We start from the raw sequence: 20,995 nt of genomic DNA, 5'->3' as shown, positions 1-20,995 counted from the left end.
CCCCCTTTCCGCATCCGACCGGAGACCACCGCGTGTTCGACAAGCCCGACGACCTGACCGTCCTCTTCGCCCATGCCGCCTACCAGATCCAGGACCGCTTCGAGGCCCGGGGAAGCGGCATCCGCGCCATCCAGGCCTGGTCGGGGGAGGAGCTGGCGGCCCGGGTGGGAGAGGCGGATGTCGTCGTCGTCTCGGGCCTGTGGAACAACGCGCTGCTGGAGCGGGCGCCGAGGCTGCGCTTCGTGCAGTCGATCAGCGCCGGCGTCGACCAGTACGACCAGGCGGCCTTCCGCGCCCATGGCGTGCGGCTGGCCAGCGCCCAGGGCGTCAACGCCAATGCCGTCTCCGAGCATGCCATGTCGCTGATCCTGGCCATGGCGCGGCTGCTGCCGCAGGCGCGCGACAACCAGGCGAAGCGCCACTGGCGCGGCATGATCGGCGAGATCGCCCGGCGCGAGGACGAGCTGGGCGGCAAGACGCTGCTGGTGGTGGGTCTCGGCCGCATCGGCGGCCGGCTGGCGCGGCTGGCCAAGGCCTTCGGCATGCGCGTGATCGGCCTGCGTCGCGATCCGGCGGCGGGCGCCGAGGGGGCGGACGAGGTGCATGCCATCTCGGCCCTGCACCAGTGGCTGCCGCAGGCCGACATCGTGGCGCTGACCTGCCCGCTGACGCCCGAGACCACCGGCCTGATCGGCGCCGAGGCGCTGGCGGCGATGAAGCCCACCGCGCGGCTGGTGAACGTGGCGCGCGGCAAGGTGGTGGACGAGGCGGCGCTGAGCGCGGCGCTGACCGAGGGCCGTCTCGCCGGCGCCGCGCTGGACGTGGTGGTGGAGGAGCCCTTGCCGGAGGCCTCGCCGCTCTGGGACCTGCCGAACGTCTTCATCACGCCGCACAGCGCCGGCGAGACGCAGCGTTACGAGGACAATGTGATCGACATCCTGATGGAGAATCTAGACCGGCTGCGGCGCGGCGAGGCCACGCTGCGCAACCAGATCGTCTGAGGCGGCGAAGGGGATGAACGGGACCGACCGCCGCGCCTGTGGCCATGCCGGCGCCTCTGGCAGGGTAGCCATGCCGCACCGCTTCCTCGACCCGCGGGCGCTGTCCGTCGGGCGTGACATGCCGGAGGGGGCGCCGCTGTGAGCCGGCACGTCGCGGTCATCGGCGCCGGCATCGAGGGCGCCTGCAGCGCCCTCGCGCTGCTGCGCGCCGGCCATCGCGTCACCCTGCTCGATCCGGGTCGGCCGGGCGGCGAGCAGGCGGCGAGCTTCGGCAATGCCGGCTGGTTCTCCTCGCATTCGGTGCTGCCGCCCAGCCTGCCCGGCCTGTGGCGGAAGGTGCCGGGCTTCCTCTCCGATCCGCTGGGGCCGCTCGCGATCCGCTGGAGCTACTTCCCGAAGGTGCTGCCCTGGCTCCTGCGCTATCTCAGCGCCGGCGCGAGCGAGGCGAAGCTGCTCCGGATCGCCCAGGCGCTGCGGCCGCTGCTGAAGGATTCGCCGCTGCTGCACGAGGCCCTGGCGCGGGAGGCGGGGGTGCCGGAGCTGGTGGAGCGGAAGGGGCTGATCCACGCCTTCCACACGCGCGCCGGCTTCGAGGCCGAGGCGATGGGCTGGCGCATCCGGCGGCAGGTGGGCATCGACTGGCGCGAGCTGGAGGGCGAGGCGCTGCGGGCCGTCGAGCCGGATCTCGATCCGGCCTATGGCTTTGGCGTGCTGGTGGAGGAGGCGGGGCGCTGCCTCGATCCCGGCGCCTATGTCGCCGCCCTGGTGGCGCAGGCGCAGCGCGAGGGTGCCACGCTGCGCCCCGTCGCGGCGCGCGGCCTGCGCATCGAGGGCGGGCGCCTGCGCGGCGTCGCGCTGGCCGATGGTTCGCAGCTCGACTGCGAGGCGGCGGCGATCTGCTGCGGCGCGCATTCGGTGGCGCTGGCCGCCCAGGCGGGGGACCGCGTGCCGCTGGAGAGCGAGCGGGGCTACCATGTCATGCTGCGGGGCACGAACATCGGTCCGCGCCATTCGATGAGCCTATCGGCCGCCCGGATGGTGGTGAACCCGATGCGCGACGGGCTGCGCGCGGCCGGCCAGGTGGAGATCGCCGGCCTGGCGGCGGCGCCGAACTGGAAGCGCGCCGAGATCCTGCGCGACCACCTGCTGAAATCCTTCCCCGACCTGCCCGATCCCTTCCCGGCCGAGCGGGTCAGTGTCTGGATGGGGCATCGACCCAGCATGCCGGACGGCATGCCCTGCCTCGGCCCCGCCAGCGCCACGCCGGATGTGGTGCATGCCTTCGGCCATGGGCATGTCGGGCTGGTGGCCGGCCCGCGCACCGGGCGGATCGTGGCCCAGCTGCTCTCCGGCCGGGCGCCGGAGATCCCCATCGCGCCCTTCGCGCCGACGCGCTTCCGCTGAGGCGCGCACGAACGACCGGGGACGCCGCGCCCGGCGGCTCCGACCATCCGAGACGAGGAAGACTGCCCTGATGCGACGCCTCCTGCTTTCCGCTTTCGCCGGCCTCGCGGCCCTGGCCGGGCTGGCCGGCACCCCGGCCGCGGCGCAACAGCCGAGCGGCTCCGCCACGATCGACGCCATCCGCGCCCGCGGATCGCTGGTCTGCGGCACCTCCGCCGACCTGCCGGGCTTCGCCGAGCTGGACGCGCGGGGGGAGTACATGGGCCTCTACATCGACTTCTGCAAGGCGCTGGGCGCGGCCATCCTCGGTGATCCGGCCAAGGTGCGCTATGTCACCACCACCTATGCCAACCGGCTGACGGCGCTGCAGTCGGGCGAGATCGACATCCTCTCCTCCAACACCACCTGGACCATGCCGCGCGAGGCCTCGCTCGGCCTGCTGTTCACCGGCGTGCTGTTCTATGACGGCCAGGGCTTCCTGGTCTCGCGGAAGCTCGGCGTCTCCTCCATCAGGGAGCTGGACGGCGCCAGCGTCTGCGTGCAGCCCGGCACCACGACCGAGAAGAACCTGGCCGACTTCTTCCGCGCCAGCAACATGAAGCTCAACCCCGTGGTGATCGAGAGCGTGGAGGAAATCCGCAACGCCATGATCGGCGGGCGCTGCGACGCCTTCACCGTCGGCACCTCGACCCTGGCGGCCTTCCGCGCCGGCCTCGGCGACCGCGCGCGGGACTTCGTCGTGCTGCCCGAGCTGATCAGCAAGGAGCCGCTCGGCCCCGTGGTCCGCAAGGGCGATGATCGCTTCTACGACGTCGTGCGCTGGACCCAGAACGTGCTGCACCTGGGCGAGGAGTTCGGCATCACCCGACAGACGCTCGACGCCGCGATGCAGGACACGCGCCCCGACGTGCAGCGCCTGCTCGGCCAGAGCGGCGACTTCGGCACCATGCTCGGCCTCTCGCCCGACTGGGCGGTGCGGATCCTGCGCGCCGTCGGCAACTACGCCGAGATCTGGGAGCGCCACGTGGCGCCGATGGGCCTCCCGCGCGGCAAGAACCAGCTCCATACCGCCGGCGGGCTGCAGTACTCGCCGCCGATCCGCTGAGGACACAGCACCGATGAGCAACGACAGCACCCCCGCCGCCCGGCGGGGCATCGCCCGGGGCGGCAAGGCCATCTATGGCGCCCCCCTCGGCATCCTCATGCTGGAGGCGCGCTTCCCGCGCATCCCGGGCGACATGGGCAATGGCACCACCTGGCCCTTCCCCGTGCTCTACCGCGTCGTGCGCGGCGCCAGCCCGGAGAAGGTGGTGCTGGACGGCGCCCCCGGCCTGTTGCAGGACTTCCTCGACGCGGCCGAGGAACTGGTGCGCCAGGGCGCCGAGGCCATCACCACCAATTGCGGCTTCCTCTCGCTGTTCCAGAAGGAGCTGGCGGCGCATGTCGGCGTGCCGGTGGCCACCAGCAGCCTGATGCAGGTGCCCTGGGTGCAGGCCATGCTGCCGCCGGGGAAGCGCGTCGGCCTCGTCACCGTCAGTGGCTCGACGCTGACGCCGCGTCATCTGGAGGCGGCGGGCGTCCCGTCCGACATCCCGCGCGAGGGGACGGAGAGCGGCCGCGAGTTCTTCCGCGTGCTGATCCGGGCCGAGAAGAACGACATGGATGTGGACCTGGCCGAGCAGGACATCCTCGATGCCGGCCGCCGTCTCGTCGCCCGGCATCCGGAGGTCGGCGCCATCGTGCTGGAATGCACCAACATGCCGCCCTATGCCGCGGCCCTGCGGCAGGAGCTGGGCCTGCCGGTCTATGACATCTACTCGATGATCACCTACTTCCACGCGGGCCTCCGGCCGCGCGCCTTCGCGCCGCGCTGATCGCGCGGCGGTCCGGCGTCCGGCCGCGTCACTCCGCCGCGACGGGCAGGGCCCGCGCGGCCGGATCGGGCAGGCCGAGCCTGCCGAAGCCGGCGAAGACATGGTCCGCCCAGCAGGCGATGTCGCAGCCGTGCACGGCATCGTCCATGCGCCGCATGCGCCTCACCGCTTCCGCCTCCGGCATGTCCAGCGCCTCGTCCAGCGCGCGGTCGAGGTTGCGCCGGGAATAGGGATTGGTCAGCACCGCATCCGGCAGTTCCACGGCGCAGCCGGCGAACTCCGAGAGCACCAGCGCGCCCGCCGTGCGGTCCTTGGCGGCGACATACTCCTTGGCCACCAGGTTCAGCCCGTCGCGCAGCGGCGTGGTAAGGCAGATATCCGCCTCGTGGTAGTAGGAGAGCAGCGTCTCGAAGGGGATCGAGTTGCTGAACAGCACCACCGGCGTCCAGTCGAGCTTGGAGAAGCGGCCGTTGATGCGGCCGACCAGTGCCTCGATGTCGCGCTGTGTGCTGTCATAGATCTTCATCGCCGTCGCCGCGCGCACCGAGGTGACGACCAGCTTGACCTCGCCGATCAGCCCCGGCCGGCGCTCCAGCAGCCGCTCGAAGGATTGCAGGGATTCGACCATGCCCTTGGTGTAGTCGGTGCGGCCGACCGCCATGATCATGCGGCGGCCGCCCAGGCCCTCGCGGATCTCCGCCTGCAGGGCGCGGCTCTCGGGCCGGCGCACCACCTCGCGGATCAGCCCGGCGTCGGTGCCGACGGGGGCGGAATCGAGCGCCACCTCGCGGCCGCCGGCACGCAGCCGCACCGGCATGTCCGGCTCCGAAAGCGCCTGGCCCATGGCGCCGAAGGTGGGATCGACCGGGCGGGTCTCGGTGATCTCGGCCCCCGCGCCGCTGCGCGCCAGCTCGGCGAAGTTGCGGGCGTAGCGCGGGATGTGGAAGCCCACCTGGTCGCAGCACAGCAGGCTGTCCAGGATCTCCTGCCGCCAGGGCAGGATGTTGAAGACATCCGCCGCCGGGAAGGGGGTGTGGTGATAGAAGGCGATGCGCGCCTTCGGCTTCAGCGCGCGCAGATAGGCCGGCACCAGCCAGAGATTGTAGTCGTGGATCCAGATGACGGCGTCCTCCGCCGCCTGCGCCGCCGCCGCCTCGGCGAACTTGCGGTTCACCGCGCGGAAGGTGTCCCAGTCCACGTTGTCGTAGCTGAACAGCCAGGGGAAGGAGTGCAGCACCGGCCACAGCGCCTCCTTGGAGGTGACGTGGTAGAAGCTCTCCACCTCCTCCGCCGTCAGCGGCAGGCGCGAGACCTCGTAGCCGCCGTTCACGTCGTCGATGTGCACGACGCGCTCGAAGCTCTCGCCGGGCTTGGCGAGCTTCCAGGCGACCCAGGCGCCGGCGCCGGGATCGGTGCGGCGGAAGAAGGACTTCAGCGTCGGAACGATGCCGTTCGGGCTGCGGTTGGGGCGGAACTCGGTGCGTCCCTCGACCACCACCTCCTCGTAGGGCTGGCGATGATAGACGATGAGGAGAGAGGACTTCGTCTGGGTCATGCCACCACCTCCGGAAGCAGGTTGAAGTGCCGGATGGCCTCGGCGATGCCGGCGGCACCATGGCCGCGGGCGCGGTACACCTGGGGCGTTTCGGGCAGGGCGGCGCGCAGGCGCGGCTCGGAATTGCCGACGGCCACGGCCTTCAGCCCGGTCTCGAACAGCGACAGGTCGTTCATCGTGTCCCCCGCCGCCAGCACGCGGCCGGCGGGCAGGCCGAGCGCCTGCACCAGCCGCAGCAGGGTCGGGCCCTTGGCGATGCCGCGCGGCAGCACGTCGAGGAAGGTATCGGCCGAGGTGACGCAGTCGAAGCCGGCGGCCTCGATCCTGGCCACCGTCTCCGCCCGCAGCCGGGCCGGATCGTAGTAGTAGCTGACGCGGTGGCGGAAGGGCGTGGGCTGCAGCTCCAGCCCGGGCTCCCCCGCCAGCAGGGCGCGCACGCGGTCGCCGGCATCGTCCCAGCGCGCCACGATCTCGGCCTCGAGCGTGGCGATCGGCGCGAAGTCGGCGCCGTCGAAGACCGAGGTGCCGACATCGCCGATGACATAGTGCGGGCGCGGCATGCCGGGCTGCTCCACCAGGCGGCGCAGGAAGTCGCGGTCGCGGCCGGTGACGAAGATCAGCAGCGCGTCGTCACGGGCGCGCAGCTCCTCGTAGAGCGCGCGGCGCTCCGCCTCGCTGCCGCCCAGGAAGGTGCCGTCGAGGTCGGTCGCCAGCACCAGGTTGATGGTCCCCGCGACCGGCCTCATGCGAAGACGCGCTCCGCGCGCGGCACGGCGATGGCCGGATGGGCGATGCTGGCGCGGTGCTCCAGCGCGCGCGGCTCGGCGCGCAGCGGGCCGGTCAGCAGGGCGGCGATGGCGCGGTCGATCGGGAGGCCGTGATGGACGATGCGGTCCACCGCCTCGCAGATCGGCATCGGCACGCCGAGGCGCTGGGCGAGCGCCAGGACCGAGCGGGCATTGGCCACGCCCTCGACCACCGCGCGGCCCTTCGCCGGGGCATGACCCTCGCCCAGCGCCTTGCCGAAGGAGAAGTTGCGCGACTGCTCGGAGGAGCAGGTCAGCATCACGTCGCCGGCGCCGGAGAGGCCCAGCACCGTCTCGGCGCGGCCGCCGAGGGCCACGCTGAGGCGGCTGATCTCGGCCAGGCCGCGGGCCAGCAGGGCGGCGCGCGGGTTCGAGCCCATGCCGCGCCCCGCGATGATGCCGGAGGCGACGGCCAGCACATTCTTCACCGCGCCGCTGACCTCGACGCCGACCGGGTCGTCCGAGAGGTAGGGGCGGAAGGTCTCGCTGGCCAGCGTCACGGCGACGCGGGCGGCCAGGTGGTCGCCGCTGAACAGGCCGGCGCCGGCGGGAGCGGCGATGGTCACGGCGGTCGGCTGGTTCTCCGCCACCTCGGCGGCGAAGGAGGGGCCGGACAGCACGGCCTGCGGCCGCCCCGGCATCTCCTCGGCGATGACCTGGGTCATCAGCGCGCCGGTATCGGCCTCGACGCCCTTGGCGCAGACCACCACCGGCACGCCCTCGGGCAGCAGCGCCTCGACGCGGGCGGCGACGGCGCGCAGATGCTGGGAGGGGATGACGAGGATCGCCATCCCGGCGCCGTCGAGGGCGTCGGACAGCGCGCCGGTGACGCGGAGGTCGCGCGGCAGGGGATGGTCGGGGAGGAAGGGGTTGCGGCGGGTGCTGGCGATCTCGGCCACGGCATCGGCCTCGCGGACCCAGAGGCTGGTGTGGCGGCCGGCGCGGTGCGCGGTCAGCGCCAGGGCGCTGCCCCAGGCCCCGCCGCCGATGACGGCGACGCGCGCATAGGGCAGCGGTTCATGAAGATCGACACTCGGCATGGCGGCTCCGTTGGCGTCCACGGATGGGCCCTCCATTGCTGGGGCGGCATGGCGCCGCGATGGACAGGATCGGGTGAGGCGGCACACGGCCGCTATGGATGGTCACTCGCTCGATGTTGCGGAGCGGCAAACTTGTTGCATCCGTTGCCCGATTTCAAGAAAATTCGGGCATGAATGCCACAATTCATGAACTGAACGCGTATAATTTGGTTATTACTTGAAATATACAACAAAGAACTTTTCAGCGTGATCCCGTCAAATCTCTGACTTGGTGCGGTGCAATGCAGACGAGGTGACAGAATTTCAAAATTTCTAATTGTTACATGACATGATTTCTAGGGTAATGGCGTTTGTTTGTTGGTATTTACTCTGAATAAATGGCGAGGTCTCTGCTGCATGAGTCATCCCACCAGCAGGGCGGCCATCCCCAGCACCGCCAGGAGCTGCAGCTTGCAGGCCCGGCGGTACAGCAGGAGGGCCCGCCGCAGGTCCTCCACCCCGGCCCGGGCGCGTCCCTCGCCCATCCAGGCATCCTCGACCCGCTCCGTGCCATAGACGCGCGGTCCGGCGAGGCGCAGGCCCAGCGCGCCGGCCATCGCCGCCTCCGGCCAGCCGGCATTGGGCGAGCGGTGGCGGCCGGCATCCCGGCGCACCGCCCGCCAGGCGCCCGCCGCGTCGAAGCCCGGGGAGAGCCAGGCGGCCAGGACGAGCCAGAGCGCGGCGAGGCGGGAGGCGGGAAGGTTCACCCCGTCGTCGAGCCGCGCCGCGGCCCAGCCGAACGCCTCGTGTCGGGGCGAGCGATGGCCGATCATGCTGTCCGCCGTGTTCACCGCCTTGTAGAGCACGGCGCCCGGCAGGCCCCCGGCGCCCAGCCAGAAGGCGGGCGCCACCACCCCGTCGGAGAAGTTCTCCGCCAGGCTCTCGATGGCGGCGCGGCAGACCCCCGCCTCGTCCAGCGTCTCGGGGTTGCGGCCGACGATCATGGCGACCGCGGCCCGTCCGCCCTCCAGGCCGCCGTCCTCCAGCCCCTCGGCCACCGCCAGCACATGCTGGTGCAGGCTGCGCTGGGCCGGCAGGCTGGCGGCGAGCAGGGCCAGCAGGCCGAGCGCCGCCGGCTTCGGCAGCCCGGCCAGGATCGCCGCCTGCAGCAGCAGGGCCGGAAGGCCGCAGGCCAGGAGCAGCAGGCCCACCGCCAGCACGCCGCGGCGGCGCCGGCGGCGGAAGGACAGGTCCTCCCGGTTGAGCCGACGGTCCAGCCCGCCGATCAGCGCGCCCATCCAGACCACCGGATGGCGGATGGCGGCGAAGAGCGGCCTGGGGTAGCCGAGAGCCGCCTCGGCGAGCAGCGCCCCGGCCAGGATCAGCAGCGAGTTGGGGGGCGGGGGAAGGATCATGGCGCGGGAAGGGGGGCTAACATGACGCGGGATGGCTTGGAACATGGCGGGCGGCTGGACGCGGCGCGGCGGCGCTTTCCCGGCGCGCCCGAGCCCTTCCTGGATCTCTCGACCGGGATCAACCCCGTCCCCTGGCCGCTGCCGCCCCTGCCGCCCACGGCCTTCACGCGCCTGCCCGAGCCGGAGGCCGAGGCGGCGCTGCGGGCCGTGGCCGCCGCGGCCTATGGCGCCGCCGACCCCGCGATGGTCGCGGCGGCGCCGGGCACGCAGCTGCTGATCCAGCTGCTGCCGCGACTGTTCCCGCAACCCCGGCTGCGCGTCCTCGGGCCGACCTATGCCGAGCACGCCGCCTGCTGGCGCGCCGCCGGCACGGTGGTCGAGGAGGTCGAGGAGGCCGCCGCGCTGGCGGGCGGCGGCGCGGCCCTGCTTTGCAATCCCAACAACCCCGATGGTCGCCGCCTGCCGCGCGACGCCCTGCGGGCCCTGGCCGACCGCATGGCGGAGCGGGGCGGGCTGCTGGTGGTGGACGAGGCCTTCGCCGACCTGGAGCCCGGCGAGGCGGAGCCGGCCGCCGCGCTGCTGCCGCACCCGGCGCTGATCCTGCTGCGGTCCTTCGGCAAGAGCTACGGGCTGGCCGGGCTGCGACTGGGCTTCGCCCTGGCCGCGCCCGAACGGGCGATGGCGATCCGCGCGGCGCTCGGCCCCTGGGCGGTGTCGGGCCCGGCGCTGGCGATCGGGCGGGCGGCCCTGCCGGACGCGGCCTGGCGCCTGGCGGCCGCGGCACGGCTGGCGGGGGACGCGGCGCGGCTCGACGGGTTGCTGGAAGACGCGGGGCTGCGGGTGGTGGGCGGCACCCGGCTGTTCCGGCTGGCGCGGGGCGAGGCCGGCGCCTGGCATGCGCGGCTGGGCCGGGCCGGCATCCTGACCCGCGCCTTCGCCGCCCGGCCGGACTGGCTGCGCTTCGGCCTGCCGGGGGACGAGGCGGGCTGGGCGCGGCTGGAGGCGGCGCTGCGCCCCGCCGGAAGCGGCTGAACCGATGCGCTTCACGACCCTTCGCGCAGCGCCGGGTCCTCGCCGAAAGTTATTGCGAGTAATTCTCATTATCGCTTAGCATGGCCCCATCGCCTCACCGGAAGGGGAAGCCCGTCATGTTCCATCACCGTTCCTGCGGCGCCGCCCAGATCGTCGCGCTGATGGCCGCGCATCGCGACGCGCGGAAGGCCGCGACCGGCCTGTGCCAGAAGGATATCGACCGGCTGCTGGAGGCCCTCTCGGCCGCCGCCGGGGGAGAGGCGGACAGCCGCGCCGCCGCGTCGTCGCCAGGGGGGCACGCGAGAGAGGCGCACGCATCCGCCTGAGCCCACCGAGACCGCCATGGCGAGGCGGGGGCGTTTTCGATAAGACCCCCGCATGACCGATGACATCCCCGTCCATCCCGCGGAGGCCGCCATCCAGGCCTCCGGCCTGCGGGTCGAGAAGCGGGAGATGCCGCAGCTCATCCGCCGCGTCGCCCGCCGCCTGCCGGCCGATGCCGCGGCGGTGCGCGAGGCGCTGGCGGAGGTGCGGCGCAAGGGCTGGGCGGCGGCGATGCGCGACATGGCCGGCCGCGCCGGCCAGCCCTGGCTGCGCCCCCAGGAGGCCGAGGCCGCCGCCGCCACCCTGACCGACCCCGAGCCGCACGAGGCCGACCTGCGCCTCGCGCTGGAGGCCGCCGGCGCCGCCCGGCTGCGCGCCGCCGGCCGGACGCCCGAGCTGGCGCTGGAGGCGGTGGCCGGTGAGCTGGCCGATGCCGGCACCGCCCTCCCGGCCGAGCGCCATGCGGCGCTGGCCCTCGCCGTGGCCCAGGCGCACGGGCTCGATGCCGCCACGGCCGCGCGCTTCGTGCTCGATTCGCAGCGGCTCGAGGAGGGGCGCCGGCGGGATCTGCGCGCCGCCGAGACGGCCGCCCGCTCGAAGCGGCGCGAGGAGGTGGCGCGGCTGCGAGCCTGGGAGAAGAGCCTCGTCGGCATCGAGGCGCTGCCCGGCCTGCTGCGCTGCTCCGAGCGGGAGGCGCTGCGCTGGGCCGGCGCCGGGCTGGTTCCGGCGGCGCGCCGCGTGCGCGAGGCGAAGGGCCGGCGCGAGCGCTGGGAGTTCGACCCGGCCGAGATCGCGCCGCTGCGCCGTGAGGTGTTCTCCTGGCGCGAAGCCGAGCGCGCCGCCGCTCCGTCGGCCGAGCCGGCCCGGCCCGGCCGGTCGGGCGGCGAGCGGCTCGACCCCCGGGCCCTGGCCCGGGCCGAGGCCGCCGCCGGCAAGGGCGGCAAGCTGGCCAATGCCGCCATCGCCCGCGTCGCCGCGCTGGACCGCTACGCGGCGCATTTCGTCACCGCGCGGGCGATGATCCGCCGCATCACCATCGTCACCGGCCCGACCAACAGCGGCAAGAGCCACCTGGCGCTCGACCGGCTGGCGGCGGCGGAGAGCGGCCTGGCCCTGGCGCCGCTGCGCCTGCTGGCGCACGAGTTCCGCGAGGCGCTGGCGGCGCGGGGCGTGGCGGCGGCGCTGACCACGGGCGAGGAGCGCATCCCGGCCCCCGGCAGCCGCCACCTCGCCGCCACGGTGGAGATGTGCCCCTTCCACATGCCGGTCGACGTCGCCATCGTCGACGAGGCGCAGCTGCTGCACGACCGCGACCGCGGCGCCGCCTGGACCGCCGCCATCATGGGCGTGCCGGCACGCCAGCTCTTCGTGCTGGGCGCGCCGGAATGCATCCTGATGGTCCGCCGCATCGCCGCGCTCTGCGGCGACGAGGTCGAGGAGATCTCGCTCCAGCGCAAGAGCCCGCTGCATGCCGCCGGCGGGCCGGTCGGCTTCGGCACGCTGCGCGCCGGGGACGCGCTGGTGGCCTTCTCGCGCCGCGACGTGATGGACCTGCGCGAGGAACTGGTGAAGCGCGGCCGCAAGGTCGCCGTGGTCTATGGCGCGCTTTCGCCCGAGGTGCGGCGCGCCGAGGCCGCGCGCTTCCGGGAGGGCGAGGCCGACCTGCTGGTGGCGACGGATGCCATCGGCATGGGGCTGAACCTGCCGATCCGCCGCGTCGTCTTCTCCACCCTGCGCAAGTTCGATGGCGAGGAGCGGCGCGACCTGACCAGCCAGGAGGTGAAGCAGATCGGCGGCCGCGCCGGGCGCTTCGGCCACCATGAGGGCGGCGTGGTCGCGGTGCTGTCCGGGGCCGGCAGCCCGGACTTCGTGCGCGCCATGCTGGAGGCGCCGCCCGCGCCGCCCGCCGAACTGCGCCCGCAGGTGCAGCCGGATGCGGAGATCATCGCCGCGGTCGCCGAGGAGATCGGCTCGGACAGCCTGTTCGGCGTGCTGGCGCGCATCAAGCGCGCCGTTCTGCGCAAGGACGATCCCAACTACCGCCTGGCCGACCTGACGCAGCCCATGGCCATCGCCGCCGCCATCGACGGCGTCGCCGGCCTGTCGCTGATGGATCGCTGGACCTATGCCCTCTGCCCGGTGGACGAGCGCGACAACGGCATCACCCGCCTGGCGCGCTGGGCGGTGGACCATGGCGCCGGGCGGCCGGTGCGGCCGCCGCTGGCCGGGCGCCTGCCGCCGCCTGACAAGGCCAGCGGCGAGGAGCTGCAGAAGGCCGAGAAGGTGCACAAGCGCCTGGTCGCCTGGCGCTGGCTGGCGCTGCGCTTCGCCGCCGCCTATCCGGACCGGGACGAGGCGGAGCTGGAGACGGCGCGGCTCGACGACTGGATCGAGGCCGTGCTGCGCCAGCAGCGGCGCGGCAAGGCGGTGGGGCGGAGCGCGCCGGATCGGGCCGGCCGGAGCGCCCCCCGGTCCTAGAGCGTGATCTGCAGGCGCAGGCCGACCAGCAGCGAATCGGACAGGGCGCGGTTGCCCCGCCGCTCTTCCGCCGCTCCCGCCGCCGGGTTCAGCATCCATTGCACCAGGGGGCGGATCTCCACCGCGCCGAGGGGGAGGTTGTAGTTGACCTCGACGACCGTCTCGTGGCTGCGCTCCGGCCAGGCGGAGCGGGTGACGAAGGCGGTCTCGCGGTCCAGCCGCCGCGCCTCGCGGCCGATATGCGCCTGCGAGACGCCGAGCGAGAGGGTGTCCTGCGGCCGCCAGGGCAGGTCGCGCCAGGCCAGGCCGAGATCGCCCTGCGCCGTCACCGTGTTGCGGCCGGGCGGCGCGTAGAAGCCGCGCGCGAAGATCGCGACCGGGCCGAGGGCGACCTCGCCGATGGCATAGCCGCCATAGTTCTGCCCGTAGCGGCGCGGCGCGCCGGCGCGCGGATCGGCGAGGGAACGCCCCGCGCTGTCGCGCCGCACATCGTCGAAGCCGCCATTGTGGTACCAGCCGCCCAGCCGCAGCACCCAGGGGCGGGGGGCCTCGCCCGGCCTGTCGGCGCCGACCACGGCTTCCGCCAGCATCAGCGCGCCGCCGGTGAAGCTCGGGTTGATACCGTAGCGGTTGTGCCGCTGCGGCTCCGTCTCCTCGCCATAGCGCCCGCCCGGATCGCCGGAGAACAGCGCCAGGCGCAGGCCGCTGCCCTGGTCGGGATCGGCCAGGCTGAGCCGGAGGCCGGGGGCGGCGAAAGGATAGGCCGGGCCGCCCGAGGGCAGCGCCTCGGTCAGCGCGACCGGCCAGCTGAAGGTGCTGTTCACCAGGTATTCCGCGGCGTCGGCGCGGGCGAACTCGTTGTCCGCCGCCATCTGCCCGACCCGCAGCGAGGCCCGGCCTGGCACCGCGTACTGCACCCAGGCATCGGCCAGGGCGGCGGTCGGCAGCGCCTCGGCGCCGCTGGCCGGGGCCAGGCCGCCGGTGAGGGTCTCGGTCGGGCGGCGCCCCACCAGCGCATAGGCGCCGAGGCCGATGCTCCAGCCCCGCAGGCCCGCCATCCGGTCCAGATCCGCCAGCAGGGTCAGCTTCACCTGCCCGAGCGCCGCGGCGCCCCGCCGCAGGCCGCCGTCGAGATTGACGAAGCCGTCCGCCAGGGCCTCGGCGCCCAGGCAGAGGCCGGAGGCCAGGACATGATCGTCGCAGGCCTCGGTGGGATCGGGGGCTTCCTGCGCCCGCAGCGGCGGCGCCAGCAGCACGGCGAGGCCCACCGCGACGAGCAGGGTGGCACGACGCGCGCCTCGGCGGCTCCCGGTGGAGATCGGCATGGAGGTCGGTTCCCGATACGGACGGCGGCAGGCCAAGGGGGCGCCCCCGGTGGCGGCGAGGGCGCGTGCATTATTCCAGCATAAAGCAACCTGAGGTTAAAACTTAAGCTTCCGCAACTTTCATCGCCGCCTCGCATTGGCCGCCAGGATACGCAGAGTCGGGGGAGAGGCGAGGTGTGGGATGCGATCCCCTATTGCGGCGCGGGGCCCGGGCCGGCCGAGGCCTGGGGTCGCTGGAACACGGACCCGCTCCTGCTGACCGGCCTGGCGCTGCTCCTGGGGTGGGCGCCGCTGCGGCCGGCCCCGCGGCGTGGCATGGCGCTGCTGGCCTGGTCGGTCCTGATCGTCGCCTTCGTCTCGCCGCTCTGCGCGCTGAGCTCGGCTCTCTTCGCCGCCCGCACGCTGCATCATGTCCTGCTGATCGGGGTCGCGGCGCCGCTTCTCGCCCTGGCGCTGCGCGACGGCACCCGGCGGCGGGCCGGCGCCTGGCTGTCCCTGGCGCTGCCTCTGCATGTCGTCATCCTCTGGCTCTGGCACGCGCCGCCCGCCTATGCCGCCGCGCTGTCGGGCGACGCGGTCTACTGGGGCATGCAGGCCACGCTGCTGGGCAGCGCGCTGACGTTCTGGGCCGCCGCCCTCGGCCGGCGGGACGAGGCTTGGCCCTATGTCTCCGGCCTGCTGGCGATGATGGCGCAGATGGGCCTGCTCGGCGCGCTGATCACCTTCGCCCCCGCCGCGCTCTACGCGCCGCATCTCGCCACCACCCAGGCCTGGGGCTTCTCGCCCCTGCAGGACCAGCAGCTCGCCGGGCTGATCATGTGGGTGCCGGCCAGCCTGATCTACCTGCTCGCCGCCCTGGTTCGCGCCGGACGCTGGCTGGACGAGGCGGCGCCTGAGCGGGATGCCTGAGATGGCCTGGCTGAAGGCCGCGCATATCGCCACGCTCTGCGTCTGGTGCGCCGGGCTGATCTTCCTGCCGAGCCTCTTCATCGGCCGTGCCCGCCATCCGTCCGGGCCGCAACTGAGGCAGCTCTGGAAGTTCACCTGGGTCGGCTACCGCGCCATCGTCTCGCCGGCGGCGGTGCTGGCCATCGCCACCGGCACCGGGCTGATCTTCGCCTATGGCGTGCTGGTGCCCTGGCTCTTCCTGAAGCTGATGGTGGTGGGGGGGATGGTGGCGCTGCACATGTACTGCGGCCATGTGCTCGGGCTGCTGGCGGAGCCGGAGCGCTGCTACGCGCGCTGGCGCAGCATCCTGATGATCGTGACCGCCTGCCTGCTGATCCTGGTGGTGCTGTTGCTGGTGCTGGGCAAGCCCGGGATCGGCGACGGCGTCTTCCCCGACTGGCTGCGCCAGCCAGGGAAGGGGCAGGAGCTCTATCAGTCGTCGCCCGAGAGCATGAGGCCGATCTGATGCTCGAACACCAGCTTGCCGCCATGCCAGCCCGCCAGCCCGACGAAGACCGCGGCCAGGACCGAGAGGAACAGACCCCAGGGCAGGGGCGTGCCGAGCTCGGCTGGCCCCCCCTCGAACAGCCGCAGCGCCCAGTTGGCGCCGGCGACGGAGAGCAGCATCACCGCGGCCACGAAATGGGTCCATCCGGCGCTGTGGCGGCGGATGTCGCGCACCAGCAGCAGCTCGGCGGTGCCGGACAGGCCGGCGAGCAGGCCAAGTCCGAAGGCGGCGCCGCTGGCCCACAGCCCGGCCCGGACCCAGAAGGGATCGGCCGACCACCAGTAGAAAACGTCGCAGGCCAGTGTCGCCATCACCAGCGCGATCGGAAAGGCGACCAGCATGGCATGGATCGGATGACCCGCGACGGCGACCTTGGAGCCGACGGCGTCGCCGCTGAGTTCAGGAATCGAATTCGACATGAGGCACGGCCCTCCCGGCTGCGGCGTGGCGTGGATGCGGCTTTAAGCGGCGGCCGGCGGGTGGGGTTGCCGGCGGCCCTGCCGCTTCTCGCCGCCTGCTCCGGCCCCCAGTCGGTGCTCGATCCGGCGGGGCCCGGCGCGGCGGCGGTGGCCACGCTCTGGTGGGTGATGTTCGCCGGCGCCAGCCTGATCCTGCTCGGCGTCTGCGGCCTCGCGCTCTATGCCGTGCTGCCGCGCCGGCGCGGGCGCGGCCTGGATGCCGGGCGCTTCCTGGCCGGTGGCGGGCTGGCCTTCCCGCTGGCGGTGCTGGCCGTGCTGCTGGTCGTCTCGCTGCGCGCGGGGGAGGCCTTGCTGCCGCATCCCGGCCCGCGCGTGGTGCGCGCCGAGGGCGAGGCGCGGCAGTGGTTCTGGACCTTCACGCAGTACGACGCGGCGGGGCGCGCCATCCGCACCACCGACGAGCTGCACATCCCGGTGGGCGTGCCGGTCGACCTGCGGCTGACGGCGGCGGATGTGATCCACAGCTTCTGGGTGCCGCGCCTGGCCGGCAAGCTGGACGCCATTCCGGGCCATGAGAACCTGCTGCGCCTGCAGGCCGACGCGCCCGGCCTCTACGAGGGGCAATGCGCCGAGTTCTGCGGCCTGGAGCACACGCGGATGCGCTTCCGCGTGCGCGCCCACGCGCCGGAGGACTATGCCGCCGCCCTGGCCGGGCTACGCCTCACCCCGACCGCCAATCCGGTGCCGGAGCGCAGCCCATGAACGCCCTTCCGCCCGACCCGATCCGCCGCCACCGCGCGCTGGAGGCGATCTGGGGCACGCCGCCCGGCCTCGGCCGCCTCGCCGCCGTGAACCACACGGTGGTCGGGCTGCGCTTCATGGTCACGGCCTTCGTCTTCTTCGCCATCGGCGGCGTGCTGGCCATGCTGATCCGCGCCCAGCTGGCGACGCCGGGCAACACCTTCATGCCGCCCGGCCTCTACAACCAGGTCTTCACCATGCACGGCACGGTGATGATGTTCCTCTTCGCCATCCCGATGCTCGAAGGGCTGGCGATGTACCTGCTGCCGAAGATGCTTGGCGCGCGCGACCTCGCCTTCCCGCGCCTCTCCGCCTATGGCTACTGGTGCTACCTGCTGGGCGGCGGCTTCATCATCCTCGCCATGCTGCTGGGCATCGCGCCCGATGGCGGCTGGTTCATGTACACGCCGCTCTCCTCCTCGACCTACACGCCGGGGATCAACGCCGATGTCTGGCTGCTCGGCATCACCTTCGTCGAGATCTCGGCGGTCAGCGCGGCGGTGGAGATCACCGCCAGCATCCTGAAGATGCGCGCGCCGGGCATGTCGCTGGCGCGGATGCCGATCTTCGCCTGGTACATGCTGGTGACGGCGGTGATGATGCTGGTGGGCTTCCCGCCGCTGATCCTCGGCAGCATCCTGCTGGAGGTGGAGCGCGCCTTCGGCCTGCCCTTCTTCGACCCGACGCGCGGCGGCGACCCCCTGCTCTGGCAGCACCTCTTCTGGCTGTTCGGCCATCCGGAGGTCTACATCATCTTCCTGCCGGCGGCGGGGGTGATCTCGACCATCCTGCCGGTCTTCGCCCGCCATCGGCTGGTCGGCTACAACTGGATCGTGCTGGCCCTGGTCGCCATGGGGTTCCTGAGCTTCGGCCTCTGGGTGCACCACATGTTCGCCGTCGGCATCCCGCACATGGCGCTGGGCTTCTTCTCCGCGGCCAGCATGGCGGTGGCGATCCCCACGGCGGTGCAGATCTTCGCCTGGCTGGCCACGCTGCTGAAGGGCCGGCCGCGCTTCGACCTGCCGATGCTCTATCTGCTCGGCTTCTTCTTCATCTTCGTCAATGGCGGGCTGACCGGGGTGATGGTCGCCGCCGTGCCCTTCGACTGGCAGGTGCATGACAGCTACTTCGTCGTCGCGCACCTGCACTACGTGCTGATCGGCGGCTTCGTCTTCCCGCTGATGGCGGGCGCCTACTACTGGCTGCCGCACGTCACCGGGCGGATGCCCATCTACCATCTGGGCCATGCCGCCTTCTGGCTGGTCTTCATCGGCGTCAACATGACCTTCCTGCTGATGCACCTGACCGGGCTGCTCGGCATGCCGCGCCGGGTCTATACCTATCCGGCCGGCATCGGCTGGGACTGGCTGAACCTGCTCTCCTCCGTGGGCGGCTTCCTCAGCGCCATCGGCTTCGCGCTCTTCGCGGTGGACATGCTGCTGCTGCGCCGCTTCGGCCGCCGCGCGCCGCGCAACCCCTGGGGCGCGGAGACGCTGGAATGGGCCATGCCGCTGCCGCCGCCGAGCTACAACTTCGCCAGCCTGCCGCCCGCCGAGAGCCGCGACCCGCTGGCGGACCGCCCGCGCCTCGGCCAGGAGGCGGCGGTGGGGATGCACGTCCTAGGCACGCCCCGGCATGGCTGGATGGAGACGCTGGGCGTCGAGGCGGTGAGCGGGCGGCCGGAGCAGGTCATCCTGCTGCCGCGCCCGAGCTTCCTGCCGCTGGCGCTCGGCCTGGCCACGGCCCTCTGCTTCCTGGGCCTGCTGCTCAAGGCCTATTGGCTGACCGGCCTCGGCCTCGCCGGCGTGCTGGCGGTCGGCTGGATCTGGTGCTGGAGCCTGGGGGCGCGGCGCGATCCGGCGCGGGTGGCGGCGGGGGAGGGGCTCTTCCTGCCGCTGCACATGGTGGCGCCGGCCCAGCCGGGCTTCCTCGGCATGGGGCTGCTGCTGGTGGCCGATGCCGCCTTCTTCGCCTCGCTGGCCTTCGGCGCGCTGTTCCTCGCCCTGGTCGCGCCCGGCTGGCCGCCGCCGGCGCTGCTGGCCTTCGATCCCTGGCTCTCCGCTCTCGGCCTCGCCGGGCTGCTGGCGGCGCCGCTGGCGACGCTGCTGGCCCGGGCCAGCCTGCGCCGTGGCGGAACCGGGGCCTGTTCCTGGCTCATGGGCCTCGGCGCCCTGGCCGGGCTGCTGGCCGCCTTCGCCTTCGCGGCCCTGCCGCTCTGGCGGGGGCAGGACTTCACCGGCCATGCCTATGCGGCGACGGCGCTGGTCCTCGGCCTGTACGTCGCGCTGCATGCCGGGCTGGGGGCGGTGATGGCGGGCTTCACCCTGGCGCGCTGCCGGGCCGGCTATGTCTCGGCGCTGCGGGACCTAGCGCCGCGCAACACCGGACTGTGGCAGGGCTATACGGCCCTCTCCGGCGTGGCGGCGCTGCTGCTGCTGCAACTCTGGCCCTGGCTGGCCGCGCCATGAGCGCGCCGGGGCGCACCGTCCAGAGCCGCGTTCCGGGCATCCTGGTCGCCACCGGGGCCTTCATCCTCTGGAGCCTCGCCTTCCTGGCGCTCTACGTCGCCGTCTCGCTGGGCTGCGCCTGGGGCTGGGACCGGCCCTGGGACGGGGCGGGCGGGTTCGGCCTCAGCCTGCAGCGGCTGGTGGCGCTGGGTGTCTGGGGCCTGCACCTGCTGCTGCTGGCGGGGCTGCTGGCCTGGGCCTGGGCGCCCGGGCCGCTCGACAATGGCGAGCGCCAGTTCCGCCGCGTCCTCGCCATCGGCGGCGCGGCCTTCGGCCTGCTGGCGACGCTCTGGACAGGGCTCCCGGTGTTCCTGGCCTCCGACTGCCTGTGAGGGCGCCCCTCAGTCGATCACCGCCTGATAGCTCAGCACGCGCAGCTCGCGCCGGATCGGCCAGGTCGAGGAAGGGGTGAGCTGGGTCATCAGGATCACCGCCATCTCCTCCGCCGGATCGATCCAGAAGGCGGTGGAGGCGGCACCGCCCCAGGCATATTCGCCCGGCGTGCCGAGGATCTGCGCCCGGGCCGGATCGAGCATGACCGAGAAGCCCAGCCCGAAGCCGATGCCCTCGGCCGTGGATTCCGACCAGCGCGCCTGGCCCATCGCCGCCATGTCGCCGTTCAGGTGGTTGGCGGTCATCAGCGCCACCGTCTTGCGGCCGAGCAGGCGGGTGCCCTCGAGCGCCCCCTTGTTCAGCATGAGCTGGCAGAAGCCCCAGTAGTCGGCGACGGTGGAGACCAGGCCGCCGCCGCCCGAGCAGACCGCGCGCGGCCGGAGGTAGCGGCTGCCGGCCGGCGCATCGATGACGGCAAGGCCGTCCGGGCCGTGGGCGTAGTTGGCGGCGAGGCGGTGATGCTTCTCCGGCGGCACGTGGAAGTCGGTATCCACCATGCCGAGCGGCTCGATGACGCGCCGGCGCAGGAAGACCTCGAAGGGTTCGCCCGAGATCACCGCCACCAGATGGCCCAGCACGTCGGTGGCGATGCTGTAGTTCCAGGCCTCGCCAGGCTGGGCGATCAGCGGCAGCCGCGCGGCCTCGGCCACCACCACGGCCAGGCTGCTCTCGGCGGTCTGGAAGTCCACGCCGCGCTCCCGGTAGAGCGCGTCGACCAGCGTCGCCTGCATGAAGCCGTAGGTCAGGCCGGAGGTGTGGGTCAGCAGGTCGCGGAAGGTGATGTCGCGCCGCGCCGGCACCGTCTCCAGCCGGCCGCGCGCCCCGCCGGTGCAGACGCGCATGTTCGCGAAGTCCGGCAGGAAGCGGGTGATGGGATCGTCGAGCTGGAAACGGCCTTCCTCATAGAGCATCAGGATGGCCAGGCTGGTGAGCGGCTTGGTCATGGAATAGATGCGGAAGATGGTCTCCGGCCGCATCGGCGTGCCGGACGCGATCTCGGCCAGGCCCGTGCTGTGCAGATGCGCGACCCGCCCCCGCCGGGCGACCATGGTGGTGAGGCCGGGCAGCCTGCCTTCGGCCACCAGCCGCTCCGCCCATCCCTCGATCCGGCGCAGGCGCTGCGGGCAGAGGCCGAGCCTCTCGGGCGGGACGAGATCCATGGGCGGGCTCCACGGCCGGAAAGAGG

General features: G+C 73.1%; 20 protein-coding genes. 13 read left to right on the top strand and 7 right to left on the bottom strand.

Annotated elements, in window-relative coordinates; genetic code table 11:
- Nucleotides 1-32 precede the first annotated feature (32 nt).
- From ACF3NH_RS04620 to ACF3NH_RS04600, 5 genes are all read left to right on the top strand, one after another.
- Nucleotides 33-1,001, top strand: a complete 969-nt coding sequence (locus ACF3NH_RS04620) for a D-2-hydroxyacid dehydrogenase (RefSeq protein ID WP_422922018.1) — start codon at nucleotides 33-35, stop codon at nucleotides 999-1,001.
- Between the two features lie 13 nt (nucleotides 1,002-1,014).
- On the top strand, nucleotides 1,015-1,143 hold the full coding sequence (locus tag ACF3NH_RS04615) for a hypothetical protein (RefSeq protein ID WP_422922017.1): 129 nt from the start codon (nucleotides 1,015-1,017) through the stop codon (nucleotides 1,141-1,143).
- Nucleotides 1,140-2,405 (top strand): NAD(P)/FAD-dependent oxidoreductase, encoded by a 1,266-nt coding sequence (locus ACF3NH_RS04610; protein WP_198367519.1) that lies wholly within the window; start codon nucleotides 1,140-1,142, stop codon nucleotides 2,403-2,405. The genes ACF3NH_RS04615 and ACF3NH_RS04610 overlap by 4 nt, the downstream gene beginning before the upstream one ends.
- A gap of 70 nt (nucleotides 2,406-2,475) precedes the next feature.
- Nucleotides 2,476-3,510, top strand: a complete 1,035-nt coding sequence (locus tag ACF3NH_RS04605) for a transporter substrate-binding domain-containing protein (protein WP_422922016.1) — start codon at nucleotides 2,476-2,478, stop codon at nucleotides 3,508-3,510.
- Between the two features lie 13 nt (nucleotides 3,511-3,523).
- Complete coding sequence (locus ACF3NH_RS04600) at nucleotides 3,524-4,279, top strand: aspartate/glutamate racemase family protein (protein ID WP_422922015.1); 756 nt, start codon at nucleotides 3,524-3,526, stop codon at nucleotides 4,277-4,279.
- 28 nt (nucleotides 4,280-4,307) lie between these two features.
- Here the strand turns inward: ACF3NH_RS04600 and ggpS are convergent, their stop codons facing one another.
- The 4 genes from ggpS to cbiB form a co-directional block, all read right to left on the bottom strand.
- Entirely contained in the window at nucleotides 4,308-5,834 is a 1,527-nt protein-coding gene (gene ggpS / locus ACF3NH_RS04595; RefSeq protein WP_422922014.1) for a glucosylglycerol-phosphate synthase, read from the bottom strand.
- The gene (locus ACF3NH_RS04590; protein WP_422922013.1) at nucleotides 5,831-6,580 is read right to left on the bottom strand and encodes an HAD-IIB family hydrolase; all 750 of its coding nucleotides are present in this window, start codon (nucleotides 6,578-6,580) and stop codon (nucleotides 5,831-5,833) included. Before ACF3NH_RS04590 ends, ggpS begins: the two co-directional genes overlap by 4 nt.
- Nucleotides 6,577-7,701: an NAD(P)H-dependent glycerol-3-phosphate dehydrogenase gene (locus ACF3NH_RS04585; RefSeq protein ID WP_422922012.1), complete on the bottom strand. Its 1,125-nt coding sequence runs from the start codon at nucleotides 7,699-7,701 to the stop codon at nucleotides 6,577-6,579. Before ACF3NH_RS04585 ends, ACF3NH_RS04590 begins: the two co-directional genes overlap by 4 nt.
- A gap of 380 nt (nucleotides 7,702-8,081) precedes the next feature.
- Complete coding sequence (gene cbiB / locus ACF3NH_RS04580; RefSeq protein WP_422922011.1) at nucleotides 8,082-9,074, bottom strand: adenosylcobinamide-phosphate synthase CbiB; 993 nt, start codon at nucleotides 9,072-9,074, stop codon at nucleotides 8,082-8,084.
- A 21-nt stretch (nucleotides 9,075-9,095) separates the two neighbouring features.
- Here cbiB and cobD point away from each other — a divergent pair, with 21 nt between their 5' ends.
- The 3 genes from cobD to ACF3NH_RS04565 all read left to right on the top strand — a co-directional run bounded on the left by cobD (nucleotide 9,096) and on the right by ACF3NH_RS04565 (nucleotide 12,908).
- Nucleotides 9,096-10,106 (top strand): threonine-phosphate decarboxylase CobD, encoded by a 1,011-nt coding sequence (gene cobD / locus ACF3NH_RS04575; protein WP_422922010.1) that lies wholly within the window; start codon nucleotides 9,096-9,098, stop codon nucleotides 10,104-10,106.
- 116 nt (nucleotides 10,107-10,222) lie between these two features.
- Nucleotides 10,223-10,432, top strand: a complete 210-nt coding sequence (locus ACF3NH_RS04570) for a hypothetical protein (RefSeq protein ID WP_198367512.1) — start codon at nucleotides 10,223-10,225, stop codon at nucleotides 10,430-10,432.
- Nucleotides 10,433-10,484: 52 nt separating this feature from the next.
- Nucleotides 10,485-12,908 carry a helicase-related protein gene (locus ACF3NH_RS04565; RefSeq protein ID WP_422922009.1) on the top strand — a complete coding sequence of 808 codons (2,424 nt, stop codon included), beginning with the start codon at nucleotides 10,485-10,487 and terminating at the stop codon, nucleotides 12,906-12,908.
- Here ACF3NH_RS04565 and ACF3NH_RS04560 read toward each other — a convergent pair.
- Nucleotides 12,905-14,233: a carbohydrate porin gene (locus ACF3NH_RS04560; protein WP_422922008.1), complete on the bottom strand. Its 1,329-nt coding sequence runs from the start codon at nucleotides 14,231-14,233 to the stop codon at nucleotides 12,905-12,907. The genes ACF3NH_RS04565 and ACF3NH_RS04560 overlap by 4 nt on opposite strands.
- Nucleotides 14,234-14,407: 174 nt before the next feature.
- On the opposite strand from ACF3NH_RS04560, the gene ACF3NH_RS04555 reads away from it, so the two are divergent.
- Nucleotides 14,408-15,142 carry a cytochrome c oxidase assembly protein gene (locus tag ACF3NH_RS04555; RefSeq protein ID WP_422922007.1) on the top strand — a complete coding sequence of 245 codons (735 nt, stop codon included), beginning with the start codon at nucleotides 14,408-14,410 and terminating at the stop codon, nucleotides 15,140-15,142.
- Nucleotide 15,143: 1 nt separating this feature from the next.
- Nucleotides 15,144-15,647: a CopD family protein gene (locus ACF3NH_RS04550; RefSeq protein WP_422922006.1), complete on the top strand. Its 504-nt coding sequence runs from the start codon at nucleotides 15,144-15,146 to the stop codon at nucleotides 15,645-15,647.
- On the opposite strand, the gene ACF3NH_RS04545 is transcribed toward ACF3NH_RS04550, so the two are convergent.
- Nucleotides 15,614-16,108, bottom strand: a complete 495-nt coding sequence (locus ACF3NH_RS04545) for a DUF2231 domain-containing protein (protein ID WP_198367507.1) — start codon at nucleotides 16,106-16,108, stop codon at nucleotides 15,614-15,616. The two genes, ACF3NH_RS04550 and ACF3NH_RS04545, sit on opposite strands and share 34 nt — an antisense overlap.
- A gap of 30 nt (nucleotides 16,109-16,138) precedes the next feature.
- Here ACF3NH_RS04545 and coxB point away from each other — a divergent pair, with 30 nt between their 5' ends.
- From coxB to ACF3NH_RS04530, 3 genes are read left to right on the top strand one after another with little or no spacing between them, the layout of a single operon-like run.
- The gene (gene coxB, locus ACF3NH_RS04540) at nucleotides 16,139-16,870 is read left to right on the top strand and encodes a cytochrome c oxidase subunit II (protein ID WP_422922005.1); all 732 of its coding nucleotides are present in this window, start codon (nucleotides 16,139-16,141) and stop codon (nucleotides 16,868-16,870) included.
- The gene (gene ctaD / locus ACF3NH_RS04535) at nucleotides 16,867-19,377 is read left to right on the top strand and encodes a cytochrome c oxidase subunit I (protein ID WP_422922004.1); all 2,511 of its coding nucleotides are present in this window, start codon (nucleotides 16,867-16,869) and stop codon (nucleotides 19,375-19,377) included. Before coxB ends, ctaD begins: the two co-directional genes overlap by 4 nt.
- Nucleotides 19,374-19,748 (top strand): hypothetical protein, encoded by a 375-nt coding sequence (locus ACF3NH_RS04530; RefSeq protein ID WP_422922003.1) that lies wholly within the window; start codon nucleotides 19,374-19,376, stop codon nucleotides 19,746-19,748. Before ctaD ends, ACF3NH_RS04530 begins: the two co-directional genes overlap by 4 nt.
- A gap of 9 nt (nucleotides 19,749-19,757) precedes the next feature.
- On the opposite strand, the gene ACF3NH_RS04525 is transcribed toward ACF3NH_RS04530, so the two are convergent.
- Nucleotides 19,758-20,969 carry a serine hydrolase domain-containing protein gene (locus tag ACF3NH_RS04525; RefSeq protein WP_422922002.1) on the bottom strand — a complete coding sequence of 404 codons (1,212 nt, stop codon included), beginning with the start codon at nucleotides 20,967-20,969 and terminating at the stop codon, nucleotides 19,758-19,760.
- Nucleotides 20,970-20,995 lie beyond the last annotated feature (26 nt).

Origin of the sequence: Pseudoroseomonas sp. WGS1072 (assembly GCF_049340465.1) — a bacterium.
GTDB lineage: Bacteria > Pseudomonadota > Alphaproteobacteria > Acetobacterales > Acetobacteraceae > Pseudoroseomonas.
The sequence above is the reverse complement of the archived record's forward strand: the minus strand, read 5'-3'. Positions and strand labels throughout refer to the sequence as shown.

Excerpts from the sequence above, each read along its gene's own strand:
- ggpS (WP_422922014.1), bottom strand. The coding sequence starts at position 5,834 with ATGACCCAGACGAAGTCCTCTCTCCTCATCGTCTATCATCGCCAGCCC.
- ACF3NH_RS04615 (WP_422922017.1), top strand. The coding sequence starts at position 1,015 with ATGAACGGGACCGACCGCCGCGCCTGTGGCCATGCCGGCGCCTCTGGC.
- cobD (WP_422922010.1), top strand. The coding sequence starts at position 9,096 with ATGACGCGGGATGGCTTGGAACATGGCGGGCGGCTGGACGCGGCGCGG.
- ACF3NH_RS04525 (WP_422922002.1), bottom strand. The coding sequence starts at position 20,969 with ATGGATCTCGTCCCGCCCGAGAGGCTCGGCCTCTGCCCGCAGCGCCTG.
- cbiB (WP_422922011.1), bottom strand. The coding sequence starts at position 9,074 with ATGATCCTTCCCCCGCCCCCCAACTCGCTGCTGATCCTGGCCGGGGCG.
- ACF3NH_RS04530 (WP_422922003.1), top strand. The coding sequence starts at position 19,374 with ATGAGCGCGCCGGGGCGCACCGTCCAGAGCCGCGTTCCGGGCATCCTG.
- ctaD (WP_422922004.1), top strand. The coding sequence starts at position 16,867 with ATGAACGCCCTTCCGCCCGACCCGATCCGCCGCCACCGCGCGCTGGAG.
- ACF3NH_RS04565 (WP_422922009.1), top strand. The coding sequence starts at position 10,485 with ATGACCGATGACATCCCCGTCCATCCCGCGGAGGCCGCCATCCAGGCC.
- ACF3NH_RS04600 (WP_422922015.1), top strand. The coding sequence starts at position 3,524 with ATGAGCAACGACAGCACCCCCGCCGCCCGGCGGGGCATCGCCCGGGGC.
- ACF3NH_RS04605 (WP_422922016.1), top strand. The coding sequence starts at position 2,476 with ATGCGACGCCTCCTGCTTTCCGCTTTCGCCGGCCTCGCGGCCCTGGCC.
- ACF3NH_RS04550 (WP_422922006.1), top strand. The coding sequence starts at position 15,144 with ATGGCCTGGCTGAAGGCCGCGCATATCGCCACGCTCTGCGTCTGGTGC.
- ACF3NH_RS04570 (WP_198367512.1), top strand. The coding sequence starts at position 10,223 with ATGTTCCATCACCGTTCCTGCGGCGCCGCCCAGATCGTCGCGCTGATG.
- ACF3NH_RS04590 (WP_422922013.1), bottom strand. The coding sequence starts at position 6,580 with ATGAGGCCGGTCGCGGGGACCATCAACCTGGTGCTGGCGACCGACCTC.
- ACF3NH_RS04545 (WP_198367507.1), bottom strand. The coding sequence starts at position 16,108 with ATGTCGAATTCGATTCCTGAACTCAGCGGCGACGCCGTCGGCTCCAAG.
- ACF3NH_RS04560 (WP_422922008.1), bottom strand. The coding sequence starts at position 14,233 with ATGCCGATCTCCACCGGGAGCCGCCGAGGCGCGCGTCGTGCCACCCTG.